Annotated in this window: 18 protein-coding genes, 1 tRNA gene and 1 pseudogene; 11 read left to right on the forward strand and 9 right to left on the reverse strand. The window is 60.7% G+C overall.

The window, feature by feature from the left end:
• Positions 1 to 33 precede the first annotated feature (33 nt).
• From B5527_RS25910 to B5527_RS25920, 4 genes are all read left to right on the forward strand, one after another.
• Positions 34 to 351 carry a hypothetical protein gene (locus B5527_RS25910; RefSeq protein WP_245332252.1) on the forward strand — a complete coding sequence of 106 codons (318 nt, stop codon included), beginning with the start codon at positions 34 to 36 and terminating at the stop codon, positions 349 to 351.
• 9 nt (positions 352 to 360) lie between these two features.
• Positions 361 to 555, forward strand: coding sequence for a hypothetical protein (locus B5527_RS44500; RefSeq protein ID WP_154072530.1), 195 nt, complete (start codon positions 361 to 363; stop codon positions 553 to 555).
• 109 nt (positions 556 to 664) lie between these two features.
• Positions 665 to 1,204, forward strand: a complete 540-nt coding sequence (locus B5527_RS25915; protein WP_079604072.1) for a hypothetical protein — start codon at positions 665 to 667, stop codon at positions 1,202 to 1,204.
• Positions 1,201 to 1,971 (forward strand): hypothetical protein, encoded by a 771-nt coding sequence (locus B5527_RS25920; RefSeq protein WP_079604073.1) that lies wholly within the window; start codon positions 1,201 to 1,203, stop codon positions 1,969 to 1,971. Before B5527_RS25915 ends, B5527_RS25920 begins: the two co-directional genes overlap by 4 nt.
• Positions 1,972 to 2,082: 111 nt before the next feature.
• Here B5527_RS25920 and B5527_RS25925 read toward each other — a convergent pair whose 3' ends face one another.
• Positions 2,083 to 3,087, reverse strand: coding sequence for a hypothetical protein (locus tag B5527_RS25925; protein WP_154072531.1), 1,005 nt, complete (start codon positions 3,085 to 3,087; stop codon positions 2,083 to 2,085).
• Positions 3,088 to 3,442: 355 nt separating this feature from the next.
• Between B5527_RS25925 and B5527_RS25930 the strand changes: the two genes are divergently transcribed.
• Positions 3,443 to 3,913, forward strand: coding sequence for a Panacea domain-containing protein (locus B5527_RS25930; protein ID WP_079604075.1), 471 nt, complete (start codon positions 3,443 to 3,445; stop codon positions 3,911 to 3,913).
• Here B5527_RS25930 and B5527_RS25935 read toward each other — a convergent pair.
• The 4 genes from B5527_RS25935 to B5527_RS45930 form a co-directional block, all read right to left on the reverse strand.
• Positions 3,903 to 4,247, reverse strand: a complete 345-nt coding sequence (locus B5527_RS25935) for a hypothetical protein (RefSeq protein ID WP_079604076.1) — start codon at positions 4,245 to 4,247, stop codon at positions 3,903 to 3,905. The genes B5527_RS25930 and B5527_RS25935 overlap by 11 nt on opposite strands.
• Positions 4,248 to 4,336: 89 nt before the next feature.
• The gene (locus B5527_RS25940; protein ID WP_245332253.1) at positions 4,337 to 4,591 is read right to left on the reverse strand and encodes a hypothetical protein; all 255 of its coding nucleotides are present in this window, start codon (positions 4,589 to 4,591) and stop codon (positions 4,337 to 4,339) included.
• Between the two features lie 234 nt (positions 4,592 to 4,825).
• Positions 4,826 to 5,026, reverse strand: a complete 201-nt coding sequence (locus B5527_RS25950) for a hypothetical protein (RefSeq protein ID WP_197689213.1) — start codon at positions 5,024 to 5,026, stop codon at positions 4,826 to 4,828.
• A gap of 160 nt (positions 5,027 to 5,186) precedes the next feature.
• Positions 5,187 to 5,372 carry a hypothetical protein gene (locus B5527_RS45930; RefSeq protein WP_154072532.1) on the reverse strand — a complete coding sequence of 62 codons (186 nt, stop codon included), beginning with the start codon at positions 5,370 to 5,372 and terminating at the stop codon, positions 5,187 to 5,189.
• Between the two features lie 366 nt (positions 5,373 to 5,738).
• On the opposite strand from B5527_RS45930, the gene B5527_RS25960 reads away from it, so the two are divergent.
• The 4 genes and pseudogenes from B5527_RS25960 to B5527_RS25970 all read left to right on the forward strand — a co-directional run bounded on the left by B5527_RS25960 (position 5,739) and on the right by B5527_RS25970 (position 8,020).
• Positions 5,739 to 5,825 (forward strand) — tRNA-Leu (locus tag B5527_RS25960).
• A gap of 596 nt (positions 5,826 to 6,421) precedes the next feature.
• Positions 6,422 to 6,616: pseudogene (locus B5527_RS47410) on the forward strand (DUF4172 domain-containing protein); the annotation flags it as partial.
• Between the two features lie 57 nt (positions 6,617 to 6,673).
• Positions 6,674 to 7,531: a Fic family protein gene (locus tag B5527_RS25965; protein WP_338065133.1), complete on the forward strand. Its 858-nt coding sequence runs from the start codon at positions 6,674 to 6,676 to the stop codon at positions 7,529 to 7,531.
• Positions 7,532 to 7,687: 156 nt separating this feature from the next.
• Positions 7,688 to 8,020, forward strand: coding sequence for an antibiotic biosynthesis monooxygenase family protein (locus tag B5527_RS25970; RefSeq protein ID WP_079604080.1), 333 nt, complete (start codon positions 7,688 to 7,690; stop codon positions 8,018 to 8,020).
• A 57-nt stretch (positions 8,021 to 8,077) separates the two neighbouring features.
• Here the strand turns inward: B5527_RS25970 and B5527_RS25975 are convergent, their stop codons facing one another.
• Genes B5527_RS25975 through B5527_RS25985 form a run of 3 tightly spaced genes read right to left on the reverse strand, consistent with a single transcriptional unit; the run spans position 8,078 to position 9,596 of the window.
• The gene (locus tag B5527_RS25975) at positions 8,078 to 8,737 is read right to left on the reverse strand and encodes a glutathione S-transferase family protein (RefSeq protein ID WP_245332254.1); all 660 of its coding nucleotides are present in this window, start codon (positions 8,735 to 8,737) and stop codon (positions 8,078 to 8,080) included.
• Positions 8,738 to 8,795: 58 nt separating this feature from the next.
• Positions 8,796 to 9,275, reverse strand: coding sequence for an SRPBCC family protein (locus B5527_RS25980; RefSeq protein WP_079604081.1), 480 nt, complete (start codon positions 9,273 to 9,275; stop codon positions 8,796 to 8,798).
• On the reverse strand, positions 9,276 to 9,596 hold the full coding sequence (locus B5527_RS25985) for an ArsR/SmtB family transcription factor (RefSeq protein WP_079604082.1): 321 nt from the start codon (positions 9,594 to 9,596) through the stop codon (positions 9,276 to 9,278). It abuts the gene before it with no gap.
• 66 nt (positions 9,597 to 9,662) lie between these two features.
• Between B5527_RS25985 and B5527_RS25990 the strand changes: the two genes are divergently transcribed.
• Positions 9,663 to 10,523, forward strand: a complete 861-nt coding sequence (locus B5527_RS25990) for an alpha/beta fold hydrolase (protein ID WP_172842666.1) — start codon at positions 9,663 to 9,665, stop codon at positions 10,521 to 10,523.
• Between the two features lie 237 nt (positions 10,524 to 10,760).
• Here B5527_RS25990 and B5527_RS25995 read toward each other — a convergent pair whose 3' ends face one another.
• Positions 10,761 to 12,368, reverse strand: a complete 1,608-nt coding sequence (locus tag B5527_RS25995; RefSeq protein WP_079604084.1) for an ABC transporter substrate-binding protein — start codon at positions 12,366 to 12,368, stop codon at positions 10,761 to 10,763.
• Between the two features lie 264 nt (positions 12,369 to 12,632).
• On the opposite strand from B5527_RS25995, the gene B5527_RS26000 reads away from it, so the two are divergent.
• Positions 12,633 to 13,763: a M20/M25/M40 family metallo-hydrolase gene (locus B5527_RS26000; protein ID WP_079607500.1), complete on the forward strand. Its 1,131-nt coding sequence runs from the start codon at positions 12,633 to 12,635 to the stop codon at positions 13,761 to 13,763.
• Positions 13,764 to 13,824: the final 61 nt, after the last annotated feature.

Genomic DNA, 13,824 nt, shown 5'->3' on the forward strand with positions numbered 1-13,824 from the left:
CCCAATATGATTTATGGTTAACCCAAGATCAAATTGGGTGCAGCCGATATGAAACAGTCAATTCAGGCGGATGCAATGCGCCGGGCCTGGGCGATCTTCCGCCAAACCTACAATTTCCCCGCCATCAAGTTTTCCGACATTGGCCGCAAGTGCTTCGCATGGGCCTTGCGGCAGGCATGGGTTGAAGCCCGCGAGGCCGCCCGCCTTGCTGCCCTGTCCGCCGCCGACAAGGTCGAACGGATTGAAACCCTGCAAACCCTGATCGCCCATGCGGGCTTCATCGATAGCGGCCCGCAGTGGAAAGCGGCTGTCAGCGCCCACCGCGACGAAATCCGCCAACTCACCGCCTAGGAGCTTTCAATGGCTGTTCTTTTGTCATGGCACCGTCGCCACGCGCTCATGCTGGCAAGCCAGTTACCGGAAAACTCGGCAGACGCTCGCTTGGTCATCCAAGCCGTTACCGAGCTGCTGGATACGTTCATGACCGACACTGCCGACACGGACAGGCCTTCAAACGTCGTGGCGTTCGGCTCCCCTCAACCGTCAACCGTCTGAAAGGAGGCCGCCGCCATCAACCGCGAAGCGGGCCGGACGAATGCGTCAACACTCGCCCGGCCCTCGATCATTCCGAACCCCTCAAGCCCTGAAAGCGAGAAATCCGAAAATGACCAAATCAAAGAATAGCACAAACGCGGGGCGCCGCGCATTTCTTTCGAACGCTGCAAGCGTCGCCGCCGTGACCGTGGCCGCGTCGATCGCTCGCCCCGCCGCTGCCGTTGCCCTTGGCCCTGATCCCATCTTCGCGGCGATCGAGGCGCACAAGGCGGCCTGCGTCACCACGCGCAAAACGCTCGATGTGCATTCGGCGCTTGACCACGAGCTCCCCGCCGACAAGTGCCGCTCCCGCGCCACCGCATTCGGGGAAACACTCGTTGCCACCGATGACCCACGCTGGATCGAAAGCGAGCGCGACGTTATGAGGTCTTTCGACGCAGAAACGGATGCCGCCTGCGCTCTGGTTTCCGTTCGCCCTACGACAATTGCGGGAGTGCTTGCCCTACTGCAATACGCCAACGCTGCCGACACGGACGGGGAAGCATGGCCCCGCGATCTGCAATCCGATGACGGCACCAAAGCTCGATCATGGCATTATTTCCTGATCGAGGCCCTCGCGGAAGTCCTGCCCGGCATGGTGTCAGCATGACCGCCGCCAACCTCTCACGGCGGGGCGCGCTCGGCGCCCTTGCCGCCTTCACCGCCGCGCCAGCAATCGCGCTGCCGGTCCCCGCAGACAAGGCAAACGCCCTTTGGGCCGATAGGCAAACCCACGTTAAACGCCTCCGCGATCTTTCAGCGGCACACACCGAAGCCAACGCCAAGATGCCCGCATGGGCGCAACCCGGCCTTGACCGGATCGACCAAGACGGAAACCCTTGCGGCGATCTTGTTAGCTGGCCTCTTGATACCAGCATAACGCCGCCGCCGCTTGGCTGCCGGATTGTGCGCCCGTCGCTTTGGCGTTGTCGCGAAGACTTCGATTTTGCAGCCCGCGTTTTCGCGCTCAATTCGGCGGGGCGGAAAAAAGCGAGAGCGGCAATGCGGGCCAGAATGCGGGGCATCGTTGACCGCCTTCGTGAGCGTGAGCGCTTGCGCGACAAATTGGGCCTGACCGAATTGAACCGGCAGATTGAGTCCACCGCTGACGCGATCAGAGGCGCCGAAGACTATTTCCACGAATGCGATGATGGGGCGCCGAACATTGTTGCGGCCCGGCTGATGATGGGCCTGACCAACGATTGCCAGCAAGACGCCACCGCCAGCGGCAACGGTTATTGCGGTACCATGGCAATGGCGCTTGTTGCCTTAAAGGGGCTGCTGCCGAACCTCTCCGGACTGATTCGCAATCATGCGGCGTTCTTTGTTGCCAATCCCGAGTGGCCGTTGTCGGCTATGCCGTTCGCATTGGCCTAAGCGGCCAAAACCTAAACCACCATTTAGCCCGCCCGAGTGCAGCAATGCGCCCGGGCGGTTTTCGTTTGATCCTAGAGCGGGCGAGGATTCGTTCCCGTGGCGCCCCGTACCTCAGTCCCAAAGCCCACAGCTGATCGTGTCGCCCCTGGTTGCCGTACCGTCCTCGAACATAACCTCATCCAGCGACAACAGATCCGCGTCGCCGAACTTGCGATATTTGGTCGGAAACTCGCGGTTGAACTCGGCTATGTACTTCCGAACCCGGGTCGGGACGTCCGCGCGCATCAGTGCCCCGCTCAACACGTCCTCGAATATGTGACCGACGATCGCGCGCCTCTCGGGCATGTATTCCGGCACCATTGCCAGAATTTTATAGAAGTCGTTCGCCTCCTCGCGGGCTTTTGCCGTTCTGATTCGGGCTCGCCGGCGAACCCAGCTAATCTTTTGCGCTGTGCTTTGATTATGGACGTAGTTCTCGCGCATGAAACGATCAAACTCGGGATTTACTTCGCGCAAGCGGTGGAAGACGTTCGGCGTCACCATGGCTAACCCGGCAACAATCTTGCCGCCGCCTGTGGGCCTCCCATGGATGATTTCAGAGATCGAGGTGCCATTCAGTATTGCGCTCTTGATTGCTTCGATCTTGGGAATGATCGACTTCAAAGGTGGTTGTGTCCGCGCGATGTAATGGCACGCTGCGCATTGCCGTCGCGAGCGGCCGCCGGATTGATACCGGAAGGCGTTGTCCGGGGTCATTCGATGTAACCGCTTAGAACAGAACTCCGCAGTCAATAGCTTCATGTGCTGGTTGGCGCTCTTCCTTGCGTTTACGTTGACAATGTTTTTCTCGGAAAGCCGCGCTATCTCGGCTCCGTAAGTCGGATAGCTGGCACAGTGCTTGCGGAGTTTGCGCCCGGTGACAATTAGCGACTTTCCTTGCGTGAACTGACGCTTTGACTGTCCGCCGACCATTGCCGCCATGGCGGCGTTAGCCTGATCTGGCGTCATAAGTCTTGGAGTCATCCCTCTTGCGGTATAGGCGCCGTTGAGATCATCAAGGCAGTTTCCGACCTTCAGGCAGTCGTTGGGATGGGGGCATTGGATGCAAGTTTCCATTTTTTCCGCTCCACAAAGCGCGTGATTGCGCCGGTTGGATGCAGAACTTGAGTCGCGGCGCGGCGGTGGCTCCCTTTGCCACATCCATTTCAAGGTCGAAGAGAATGGATTTCGAGTCGCAGGTCTCCGCAGCGGCGCGCCCGTCTAAGATAACCGCCGCGTCTCGAATGGCGATCAGGTGAGTCGAATTGCCGCATTGGCAATGAACCGAGGCAAATCGGTCGATTTTACCGGCTATTGGCAGCGGCATATTGCCCAAAGCCATTGATTTTACCGACGATTCTTGAAGTTGTAACGAGTAGTTGCTACATTCCCCAGCGAGGACGTACAACGATTCCAAGCCAGCGATAGCCAAATGACAGCGCGCCTAGACAGTGTCGCCAAGTATATATGTGAGGAAAGCGGATGGCGCGTGTCCAATCTCGCGCTGCAAAAACTTGCCTACCTTGCGCAGGTTGACCATTTTGCCCGTTTCGGGTTGCCTCTAATTGATACTACATTTGAGGCATGGGATTTGGGACCCGTTTCCCCCGATTTATACCATAAGGTAAAAATCTTCGGGGCGCGGCCTGTGCGCGACGTATTCTACGACGCCAGAAACTTTCGCGAGGATGATGAGCGTCGTCGAACGTTGAAACGTATTTGTAAAAAATATCTCGGTAAGCGTCCCGGTGAGTTGGTCGAGATAAGCCATTGGGATTTTGGTGCGTGGGCGAAAAAATATGAACCAAATTTCCGAGGGATCCCAATCACCGACGACGACATCAAATACGAAATCCGCAACAGAGAGCGGCACTCAGATCTCTGGGAACGAATTAACGGCTGATGCCGGAAGAGGCGTAAGCAAAATAGACGACAAGGCTGCCGTTCTTGAAAATCAGCTTCTTGAGTGCAGGGCAAACTTCAACAAAGAGCGCTTCGTATACATTTTCACAATCGTCACCCTTGTTGACGTTTGCATCGGCTGGTCTGCTCCATCTTCGGTTTTTGCTACGCTTATCGTTGCCTCTATCATAATTCTTATTGGCCTCGCCAACTGGCTTGAATTTCCTTGGGTCGTGGAAAATCTCGGCCGCTGGCTCACCATGATTGAGCGCAGATTTTCCGGTCAAAAGCAGGATGAAACTGAGCCCTAGTTTCAAACCCCCGAAAGCCGCCACTTCGCTGGCTTCCCCTCAGCCACGTTCTGGACGCCCTTGCCGTTGTGGCTGAGCAGACCGCGCAAGATGCCCTGAGCCACGATCTGGGGCTACCGATCGCGCGCCAGCTTGCGGCGGCCCCAATGCGTGTCTTTGCGATCCGGATTGAACACGCGCGCGACGTGGCGATTGATCGCCCGCATGACGCCGATGCGCGCGAACATCGTCGGGCCGCCGAGATCAGCGACGAGCAGAAGCGCTTCCATTGCGGCCTGCCATTCCGGGGCCGCGTGTTCGGCCTTGGGAAGCTTGGTGATGTAGGTCGCCGCGTCGCGCAGGGTGACAAGCTTGCGGCCGTCCGGCACGGCTATCGGATCATCGGACGCGCGGCCCCATCCCCGATCGCTAATGGCGCCAGCCCTTTTTGTCGAACTCAGTTTTGAAGCCCGCCGGCAGCCGCGGCGTCTCGTTCCCTTGGGGCTCATTGCACCGCGGGCAGGGCATGCCGGCGCCGCCGCAGGTACAGGCGTGCTCGCCTTCCCAGGGCCGCTCAGGATGATTTTCGCAGACCCAGCCGCAGTCCTCGCAACGGGAGCATTTCATGACTCGGGATCCGCCTCAATCGGCTCGCGTAGCCGCTTCATCGTGAACTCGATATTCGCCGACTGCAGATTGCGCCAGCTTTCGACTTCGGTCTGATATCGATCCTTGGGGTAGCGCTCGAAATATTCTTGGGCGAACTTTCTGGCGGCCGAGCGCTCCCTAGTGAACTTCTCGCGAATGAAGGGATCTTTGGGCATGCGCTATTGAAGCGCCGACCCGAGCCGGCAGGCAAATCACGCCATGGGTTGAGTGGGGAACGGGTCGGCGCCACTGCCGATCGGGGGTGTTGATAAGCAGAACCATCGAATCACCCGGACCAGGGAGAGATGATGGGGCCGTTCGCCGCGGTCTCGCAGTTTATCGAGGAATGACTGGCACACGGGCCGGCGAACCTGCGCTGTTCGAACCATCGCGGACATAGACCTTCGGCGTCCCGAACGCGAGGTAGAGGACCGCCATCATCGTGACGACGTTGGCGACTGCTGATACGCCAAGGACCCAGGCGAGCGGCGAGATGTTTCTTACCCACGGCTTGAAGGGCATGCTTACGCCGGCGTGATGATCCCCCGACCGGCGTCCATCCAAGCGCAACCGGCGCGCGAAATCAATACTGCACACACGAAAGCCGCCCCCGGAGGCTTGGCAATCCGCAACGGGCGCGGCACTGAGAATCCGATAGCCGGTTAAATTGCCTGCGGGGCGCCGTCAATTCGTCCGGAGGTTCCGGCGCCGCCCGAGTGCGGAAGAACCGCCAACGCATGGGCGGCCTGTTTCTGAGTCACCTAGCGACATTGCAGAAAAGCCCCCGTCTCCTTCCGGGACAATGCAAGAACCTGTTTTGCAAAACAATCGGACCTGGCTGCAAAACATTTGCTGCTGAAAGGCAAAAAGGCTATGGGAATCAATAGGGCGGACGTGGCGGAACTGGTAGACGCAAGGGACTTAAAATCCCTCGATGGCAACGTCGTGTGGGTTCGAGTCCCACCGCCCGCACCAATCAGCCAGCGCATCCCGTTCGACGGAAGGACTGCTGGGTTGCATAATGCACGCGATACCCGAGCGGACCTTCAGGATTTCTTTAGCGCGCAGACGGATGTCAACCTTTTAGCGTTGCGCGATCTTTTAGTATTGCGCGCTTGGCTCGCTACGCGCGAGTTGCTTCATCGTTCAGCGCACGCGCTGCCTTCAATAGGATTCGACCGGGGTGCTGCTTTTCAAATAGCCTCGCGCTTGTTCGCGCGCACTGTTACGAAAAATGGATGGACTTCGAGGGCGCATTCGAGATCGTCAAAAGTATCAAGCTTCTCACACCGAACGCCCGGGCGAGGCAGCGCCGCGTTGTGATGCTTACGGCCTTCCCCGCTTCCATTCACTGAATTGTCTAATATCGACTCCGGATGATGCCGGCAAAGCTTCCTGAGACATGGGTTGCGCCTCGCGGATGCACCGGACCCAAAAGCCGAACATCGTTGGTTTGAGAGTAGACGCTCCGGCATGCGCAGATTAGCGCTCCTAATCTCCGCACTATATGCGGTGATTAGCCTTGCGTCCGCGGGGAATAGCCGCCATAATCTCCGCAATAGGCGCGGAGAATGACCGAATATATCCACGAACTACCGAATTGGCCCAAATTTGAATGGGATCAGCGCGGCCTCACCAAGCAACTAGCGGCTGTCCGGCATCGCCAGGGCCGCCTCATTGGCCGCATGCAGGCGCTTGGTTTTCGCCTTCGCGAGGAAGCCGTCCTCCAGACCCTGACCGAAGACGTAGTCAAGTCCAGCGAGATCGAAGGCGAAATCCTCGACAAGGATCAAGTGCGATCCTCGATCGCGCGCCGTCTCGGAATGGACGCGGCGGCGCTGCCGTCCGCCGACCGCAACGTCGAAGGTGTCGTCGAAATGATGCTCGACGCCACGCAGAAGTACAAAGAAGAACTCACCCAGGACCGTCTGTTCGGTTGGCACGCGTCGCTCTTCCCGACGGGACGAAGCGGCATGCGAAAAATCATGGTCGGCGCATGGCGCGACAAAAAGTCAGGACCCATGCAGGTTGTCTCGGGCCCTGAAGGCCGCGAGCGCGTTCACTATGAAGCACCCGTCGCCGGACGGCTCGACACCGAGACGCAAGCTTTCCTCAAATGGTTTAATGGGACGAATGATACCGATCCGGTACTCAGGGCCGCGCTCGCACATCTGTGGTTCGTCACCATCCATCCCTTCGAGGACGGCAACGGACGCATCGCGCGCGCCATTGCCGATATGTCCCTCGCGCGCTCGGAGGAGAGTACGCAGCGCTTCTACAGCATGTCCGCTCAAATCCGGATCGAACGCAACGCGTATTACGACATATTGGAATCGACGCAGAAGGGCGATCTCGACATAACGCCCTGGATGGAATGGTTCCTGGGCTGCCTCGACCGCGCCTTCGATGGTACCGAGGACACTCTCGCCGTTGTTTTCAAGAAGGCGGACTTTTGGAAGAAACACGCGGCGGCGACGCTCAATGAGCGTCAGCGCGACATTCTCAATCGTTTGCTGGATGGTTTCGAGGGCAAGCTTACCTCGTCAAAATGGGCCCTGATTGAAAAATGCTCGCCTGATACCGCGCTACGCGACATTGTCGATCTGGTCGAGCGTGGGATACTCACGAAGGACCCCGGAGGCGGCCGAAGCACAAGCTATTCGTTGGTCAAGGAGCCCTGATACGCTTCGGGCATTAAATTTCTCAGGTCCATCTGAAGAATTTCAATTTTCCGGCGTTGGACGGAAAGCTTTTTGCCCGCCCCCGGTCCAGAGACATCATACTCTCGCCAAACTACGGCGCGTTATGTTTTGATCAAACCACCCCGGAGGCAATCCATGTTTATCGCGATGAACCGGTTTCAGGTTGCGAAAGGCTCGGAGGCGGCCTTCGAGAATGTCTGGGCGTCCCGCGACAGTCATCTCGACAAGGTGCCGGGCTTTATCGAGTTTCATCTGCTCAGGGGTCCCGAGGCCGAGGATCACACGCTTTATGCCTCGCACACGATCTGGGAAAACCGCGCGGTGTTTGAGGCGTGGACCAAATCGGAGGCGTTCCGCGCCGCGCATCACAACGCCGGCGACAACAAGCCGCTCTATCTCGGACATCCGCAATTCGAGGGGTTCGAGGTGCGTCAGACCAAGCGGCGCGGCAAGACCGCGGCGGCGTGACCGACACACCCCAAGAAGTCAGCGCGAGACGTCACCGCGCTGGCTCGATCGTTCCGCTTACGCCGCCTTGGCCATCTCCGACACCCGCTCCCAGGTCGTGGCCTTCATGCTCGGCCGGGCTTCCATCCGCGCCAGCCACGCCACGAGATTGGCGTGCGGCGTTCCGAGTTCGGACCATTCCGGGGTCTGGGTGAAAAAGCCGATCTGCGGCGCGACCAGCAGGTCCGCCAGCGATACGGCGTCGCCGGCGAAATAGGGCTGCCCGCCGAGAAGCCGTGCCAGTTCGGCGAACACCGCGCGGGCCTGCGGCATCGCCGCTGCGATCACCGCTTCGTCCGGCGTCAGCCCCATCAGCATCGGCCCGATCACGCGCTGGAAGCCGATGACGTTGCCGACGCCCTGGAACAGATACCAGTCGTTGACATTCATCACCTGATCCATACGCGACGCGCGCCTGGGATCGGCGGGCGTCAGCGCCGGCGCCGGCAGCACGCGGTCGAGGTAGCGCAGGATGGCCTGGGTCTCGTACAGGCTGAAGCCGTTGTGTTCGAGCACCGGCACCCGGCCGAAGGGATGGCGCGCCAGATGTTGCGGCGAGCGGAACGTGCCCGGCGCCACCGGCGAAAGCCGATAGGACGCGCCCTTCTCTTCCAGCATCGCCAGTACGGTGCGTCCGAACGGACTGCCGGGAATGGAATGGACGATGAATTCCTGCATGACGATCTCCTCACTCGCTGTGTTGATTTTAGCTTAGGTCAGTATTTTCTAGTTGAGGTCAGTTGTTGCTCTGCTCGGCTTCGCGCACAAAGCGCTCGATCAGGCCCGGCCAGCCGCCATCGACGTCTTTGCGCATCGAGGCGCCGGCCTCCGCACCCATGGTCTCGAACTTGTGGTGCAGCAGTTCGACCCGCGTGGCGTCCGGCCCGTCGGCGGCGAAGCGCACATCGACTTCGGATTTCATGGCGGGGTCCGGCTTCCACTGCGCGTTGATCTGCCAGATCATCACCAGCCGATGCGGCGGCTCCCAATGGGTGATGGTGGCGACGGCGGTCTCGGTGCCGTCTTCGGATATCTCGAGCCAGCGGCCGCCAAGGCGCGGCTCCATCAGTACCTTTTGAATCGGCATCTTGCCGACGCCGTGGTCGTACGGCCACCAGCGCGTCAGACCGCTGGTGAAGACGTCGAACGCGTGGGCGATCGGCGCCTTGACGTGTACGGTTTTGCGCACGGGCGCGATGACAACGACCTCGTTCATTCATTTGCTCCTTGAAGCCTTGTAGGATTTTTCGGCTTCCAGTTTGAAAGCCTCCAGCGCGTCGCCCCAGAAACTGTCCAGCCAGGCGCGCAATTCCACCAGACCTTCACGCCGGAGCGAATAGATCCGGCGCACGCCTTCGCTGTGCTCTTCGACCAGACCAGCGTCTTTCAGCACCTTCAGGTGTTGCGACACCGCCGGCCGGGAGACCGGCATCCCGGCGGCCAGCAGGTTCACTGCACGCGGCCCGGCGCGCAGGCGTTCGAACACCTTCCGCCGTGTCGGGTCCGCCAGCACCATGAGGGCATTTCCGTAAGCCATGGCTAACGGTAAGCCTGAACTTACAGGCATGTCAAGACGGCCTGTTTCAATGCTAGGATGCGATCGATGACCCAGTTCGAACAGATCACGATCGCCCCGGGCCTGACCTTCGACGCTCTCGTCGCCGGCGACGCCGGTGCGCCGCTGGTGCTGCTGCTGCACGGCTTTGCGGAATCCATGCATTGCTGGCGGGCGCAGGTGAACGTGCTTGCGGCGGCCGGTTATCGCGCGGTGGCGCCCAGCCAGCGCGGCTATTCGCCCGGCGCGCGGCCGGATACGGGCGAGCCTTTGAATTATCACATCAACCGATTGATGGACGATGCGATGGCGATCGCCGCCGCCGCCGGTTATGGCGAGCGCCGTTTCCATCTCGTCGGCCACGATTGGGGCGGCAGCATCGCCTGGGCGCTCGCCGATCGCTTTCGGGAGCGGCTGGCGTCGCTCACCGTGCTGTCGCGGCCGCACCCGAACGCCTTCAATCGCGCGTTACAAATGGAAGACGGCGATCAGGCGCACCGCTCGCGGCACCATACTGCCTTTCTCGAGCCTGATGCCGCCGATCTGCTGCTGGCCGACAAAGCAAAACAACTGCGTGAGCGGCTGGCTGCGGCCGGCGTTCCCTCAGCCGCCGTCGAGGCGCATCTTGGCGTGCTCGGCAACAAGGCGGCGATGGAAGCCGCGCTCGCCTGGTATCGCGCGCGCGGCGCGATCCGTTCGCCACTCGGCCCGATCCGGGTGCCGACGCTCTATATCTGGGGCGACGCCGACGACACCGTGGGGCGGTCGGCCGCCGAAGGCACCGAAGATTTCATCGCCGCACCCTTTACCTTCGAAGTGCTGCCCGACGTCGGCCATTTCGCGGCGGATCAAGTGCCCGATCGCGTCAGCGAGCTGTTGCTTCAACAGCTCGCGGCCTATCCGGCCTAGCGAGTCGAACTCACGAAGGCCTGTGGAACTTCGCCGCCTCAAAATTGTTGTCCTGCAGCAAATGGAGCAAGACGGCATGGCCAACGACAATCGCGGGGATCAGCGTGCGGCACCCGGGCGCGATCAAGTCAAGGACTCGCGTTCAACCGCCCGGCCCTCTCCGCCGCCAGGTCCGCCGGTTCTGAACGACGGACTGGAATCGCTACGCAGCGGCCACTGCTGATCGCGTCGTCGCCCCTACTCCGACTTGTCGATATTCCAAAAGACCGGCGTGGCCGGACCGTCGAGCACGCCAGTGAGCGATTTGCGCCACGCGCTTGGCTGGGTGAATTGCCCGAGCGGGATATAGATCACCTGGTCATAGGCTTCCTTCTGGATGTCGGCGGCGATCTTCTTTTGCTCCTCGGCGGAAGACGCTCGCACGAAGGCGTCTTTCAACTGCTCGATTTTGGCGTCTTCGGCCCAGCCGAACCAGCCGCCGCTCTTGCCTTGGCCGCCGATGGCGAAGTTGACGATGGGATTCATCAAGTCGGCCGCGGCCCAATTGGTGAAGAACATGTTCCAGCCGCCCTCCTTCGGCGACTTCTGGCTGGTGCGGCGGCTGACCACGGTCTGCCAGTCGGTGGCCTGCACATCCACCTTGAAGCCGGCCTCGCGCAACAGCTGCGCCGCGACGATCGGTTGGGCCTTCAATGTCACGACGTCGCCGGGCGCCATGATCACGATGGGGGTGCCGTCATAGCCGGACTCGGCGAGCAGTTTCTTCGCTTCCGCCATGCCGTTGCCCTTCACGACCGATTCCGAGCCGACATCCGTCGCCAGCGGCGTGCCGCAAACGAACAACGCGCCGCAGACCTTGTAATATTCGGGATTACCGATCAGCGCGTCCAGCACGTCCTTCTGGTTCATCGCCAACAAGGCCGCGCGGCGCACCTTGACATTGTCGAACGGCGGCCAAAGAAAATTCATACGCCCGACCGTCTGAAAGCCGAGCTGGTTGGAGGTTTCGACCTTGATATTCTTGTCGGCTGCCAGCACCGGCAGAATATCGTAGGATGGAATTTCCATGAAATCGATGTCGCCGGACTGCAGCGCATTGGCCGCGGTCTGCGCGTCCGCAATCGTGATCCATTCGACGCGATCGACCTTCACCACCTTGCCGCCGGAGGTCCAGCTCGGCGGCTCCTTGCGCGGCACATAATCCCTGTTCTTCTCGAACACCGCCTTCACGCCGGGCTGAAATTCCGCCGGCACGAACTTGAACGGACCGGAGCCGATCAATTCCGGAACCGGCTTGTCGGGCGGCGTTTCCGCCAGCCGCTTCGGCATCATGAACGGCACCAGCGATGACGGTTTTCCGATCGACTCCAGCACCAGGCCGTAGGGCTCTTTCAGCTTCAACGTGATGGTTTTGGCATCGGTCGCCTCCAGGCTGGCGGTGAATGCCATCAGCTTCTGGCCCATGCCATCGGCCTTGCCCCAGCGCCTGAGCGAGGCCACGCAGTCTTCCGCCGTGACCGGCGTGCCGTCGTGCCATTTCAGGCCGTCGCGCAGGGTGAAGGTGTAGGTGAGCTTGTCGTCGGAAACTTTCCAGTCGGCCATCTGCGGCTGGATCTTGAAGCTGGAGTCCTCCGCCAGCAGCGTGTCATAGATCATATAGCCGAAATCGCGGACGATATACGCTGTCGTCGTCATGCCCGGAGTGCGCAGATCGGCATGCATTACCGCGGTGATGGTCTTGGCGTCCGAGGGCCCGGACATGGCCAGCGTGGCCGAGAGCGCCAGCGCCGACAGGATAGCATTCGACGCGATCGTGGGACGTTTCCAGCGCGAGATGCGAAACATTCGTTTATCTCCTGACGTGAAACTGGCCAAAGGCCGATGATTTGCTGTGCATGCGGGCCGTTATTTAGGCGCTCTAACACGCTGTAACTCCAAGATATTCGAGACTTGCACCAAGCGCGTGGCGCGTCAATCGTGTTTTGGCGCGTGGTCGCGGCTGCGGATCAATGCGACCGCTCGCAGATGTTTCACTTTACAAATTCATCGCCGATCATTCTCGTAAGCGACGCGCGCACGCGCCGAAACATTCGAAACCGAGAGCTTGCCATGAACCCCGCCAACCTTCCCTTTGACTCCGAAGCTATGCTGCAGGGCCTGCGCGGCTGGGTGGAATGCGAAAGTCCGACCTGGGACGCGAGCGCTGTGAACCGCATGCTCGACATCGCCGCGCGCGACATGGCGATCATGGGCGCCACGATCGAACGCATCGCCGGAACGCAGGGATTTGGCGGCTGCGTCCGCGCGCGCTTTCCGCATCCGAAGCAGGGCGAGCCGGGGATTCTGATCGCGGGACATCTCGATACGGTTCATCCCGTCGGCACGCTGGAAAAACTCAAATGGCGGCGCGACGGCAACAAATGTTTCGGGCCCGGGATCTTCGACATGAAGGGCGGCAATTACCTGGCGCTGGAAGCGATCCGGCAATTGGCCCGCGCCTCCTTCACGACGCCGCTGCCGGTCACGGTATTGTTTACCCCGGACGAGGAAGTCGGCACGCCCTCGACGCGTGACATCATCGAAGCCGAGGCCGCGCGCAACAAATACGTGCTGGTGCCCGAACCGGGCCGGCCCAACAACGGCGTCGTCACCGGGCGTTATGCGATCGCGCGGTTCAATCTGGAAGCGACAGGCAAACCGAGCCATGCCGGCGCCACGCTGTCGTCGGGCCGTTCCGCGATCCGCGAGATGGCGCGCCAGATCATCGCAATCGACGGCATGACGACGGACGACTGCACCTTTAGCGTCGGCATCGTGCATGGCGGCCAATGGGTCAATTGCGTCGCCACCACCTGCAGCGGCGAAGCGCTGAGCATGGCCAAGCGCCAGGGCGATCTCGATCGCGGCGTCGAGCGGATGCTGGCGCTTTCCGGCACCGCCAATGACGTGACGTTCAAGGTGACGCGCGGCGTGACGCGGCCGGTGTGGGAGCCCAACGCCGGCACCATGGCGCTGTATGAGAAAGCGCGCGGCGTGGCGAAAGCGATCGGAGTCGAGCTTCCGCACGGCAGCGCCGGCGGTGGTTCCGATGGCAATTTTACCGGCGCGATGGGAATCCCGACCCTCGACGGGCTCGGCGTTCGCGGCGCCGACGCGCATACGCTCAACGAGCATATCGAGGTCGATAGCCTGGCGGAACGAGGCCGCCTGATGGCCGGATTGCTCGCGACGCTGGATTGAGTAGTTTGACGAACTCACTGTGTGTCATGGCCAGGCTTTGTCCCAGCTATCCATGTCTTCT

This window comes from Bradyrhizobium erythrophlei (assembly GCF_900129425.1).
Classification (GTDB): Bacteria; Pseudomonadota; Alphaproteobacteria; order Rhizobiales; family Xanthobacteraceae; genus Bradyrhizobium; species Bradyrhizobium erythrophlei_C.

What these genes read in the sequence shown, in the direction of transcription:
- B5527_RS44500 (WP_154072530.1), top strand. Translation starts at nt 361, where the DNA reads ATGGCTGTTCTTTTGTCATGGCACCGTCGCCACGCGCTCATGCTGGCA.
- B5527_RS25925 (WP_154072531.1), bottom strand. Translation starts at nt 3,087, where the DNA reads ATGGAAACTTGCATCCAATGCCCCCATCCCAACGACTGCCTGAAGGTC.
- B5527_RS25920 (WP_079604073.1), top strand. Translation starts at nt 1,201, where the DNA reads ATGACCGCCGCCAACCTCTCACGGCGGGGCGCGCTCGGCGCCCTTGCC.
- B5527_RS25970 (WP_079604080.1), top strand. Translation starts at nt 7,688, where the DNA reads ATGTTTATCGCGATGAACCGGTTTCAGGTTGCGAAAGGCTCGGAGGCG.
- B5527_RS25985 (WP_079604082.1), bottom strand. Translation starts at nt 9,596, where the DNA reads ATGGCTTACGGAAATGCCCTCATGGTGCTGGCGGACCCGACACGGCGG.
- B5527_RS26000 (WP_079607500.1), top strand. Translation starts at nt 12,633, where the DNA reads ATGAACCCCGCCAACCTTCCCTTTGACTCCGAAGCTATGCTGCAGGGC.
- B5527_RS25930 (WP_079604075.1), top strand. Translation starts at nt 3,443, where the DNA reads ATGACAGCGCGCCTAGACAGTGTCGCCAAGTATATATGTGAGGAAAGC.
- B5527_RS25995 (WP_079604084.1), bottom strand. Translation starts at nt 12,368, where the DNA reads ATGTTTCGCATCTCGCGCTGGAAACGTCCCACGATCGCGTCGAATGCT.
- B5527_RS25950 (WP_197689213.1), bottom strand. Translation starts at nt 5,026, where the DNA reads ATGCCCAAAGATCCCTTCATTCGCGAGAAGTTCACTAGGGAGCGCTCG.
- B5527_RS25965 (WP_338065133.1), top strand. Translation starts at nt 6,674, where the DNA reads ATGGACGCGGCGGCGCTGCCGTCCGCCGACCGCAACGTCGAAGGTGTC.
- B5527_RS45930 (WP_154072532.1), bottom strand. Translation starts at nt 5,372, where the DNA reads ATGCCCTTCAAGCCGTGGGTAAGAAACATCTCGCCGCTCGCCTGGGTC.
- B5527_RS25980 (WP_079604081.1), bottom strand. Translation starts at nt 9,275, where the DNA reads ATGAACGAGGTCGTTGTCATCGCGCCCGTGCGCAAAACCGTACACGTC.
- B5527_RS25915 (WP_079604072.1), top strand. Translation starts at nt 665, where the DNA reads ATGACCAAATCAAAGAATAGCACAAACGCGGGGCGCCGCGCATTTCTT.
- B5527_RS25990 (WP_172842666.1), top strand. Translation starts at nt 9,663, where the DNA reads ATGACCCAGTTCGAACAGATCACGATCGCCCCGGGCCTGACCTTCGAC.
- B5527_RS25975 (WP_245332254.1), bottom strand. Translation starts at nt 8,737, where the DNA reads ATGCAGGAATTCATCGTCCATTCCATTCCCGGCAGTCCGTTCGGACGC.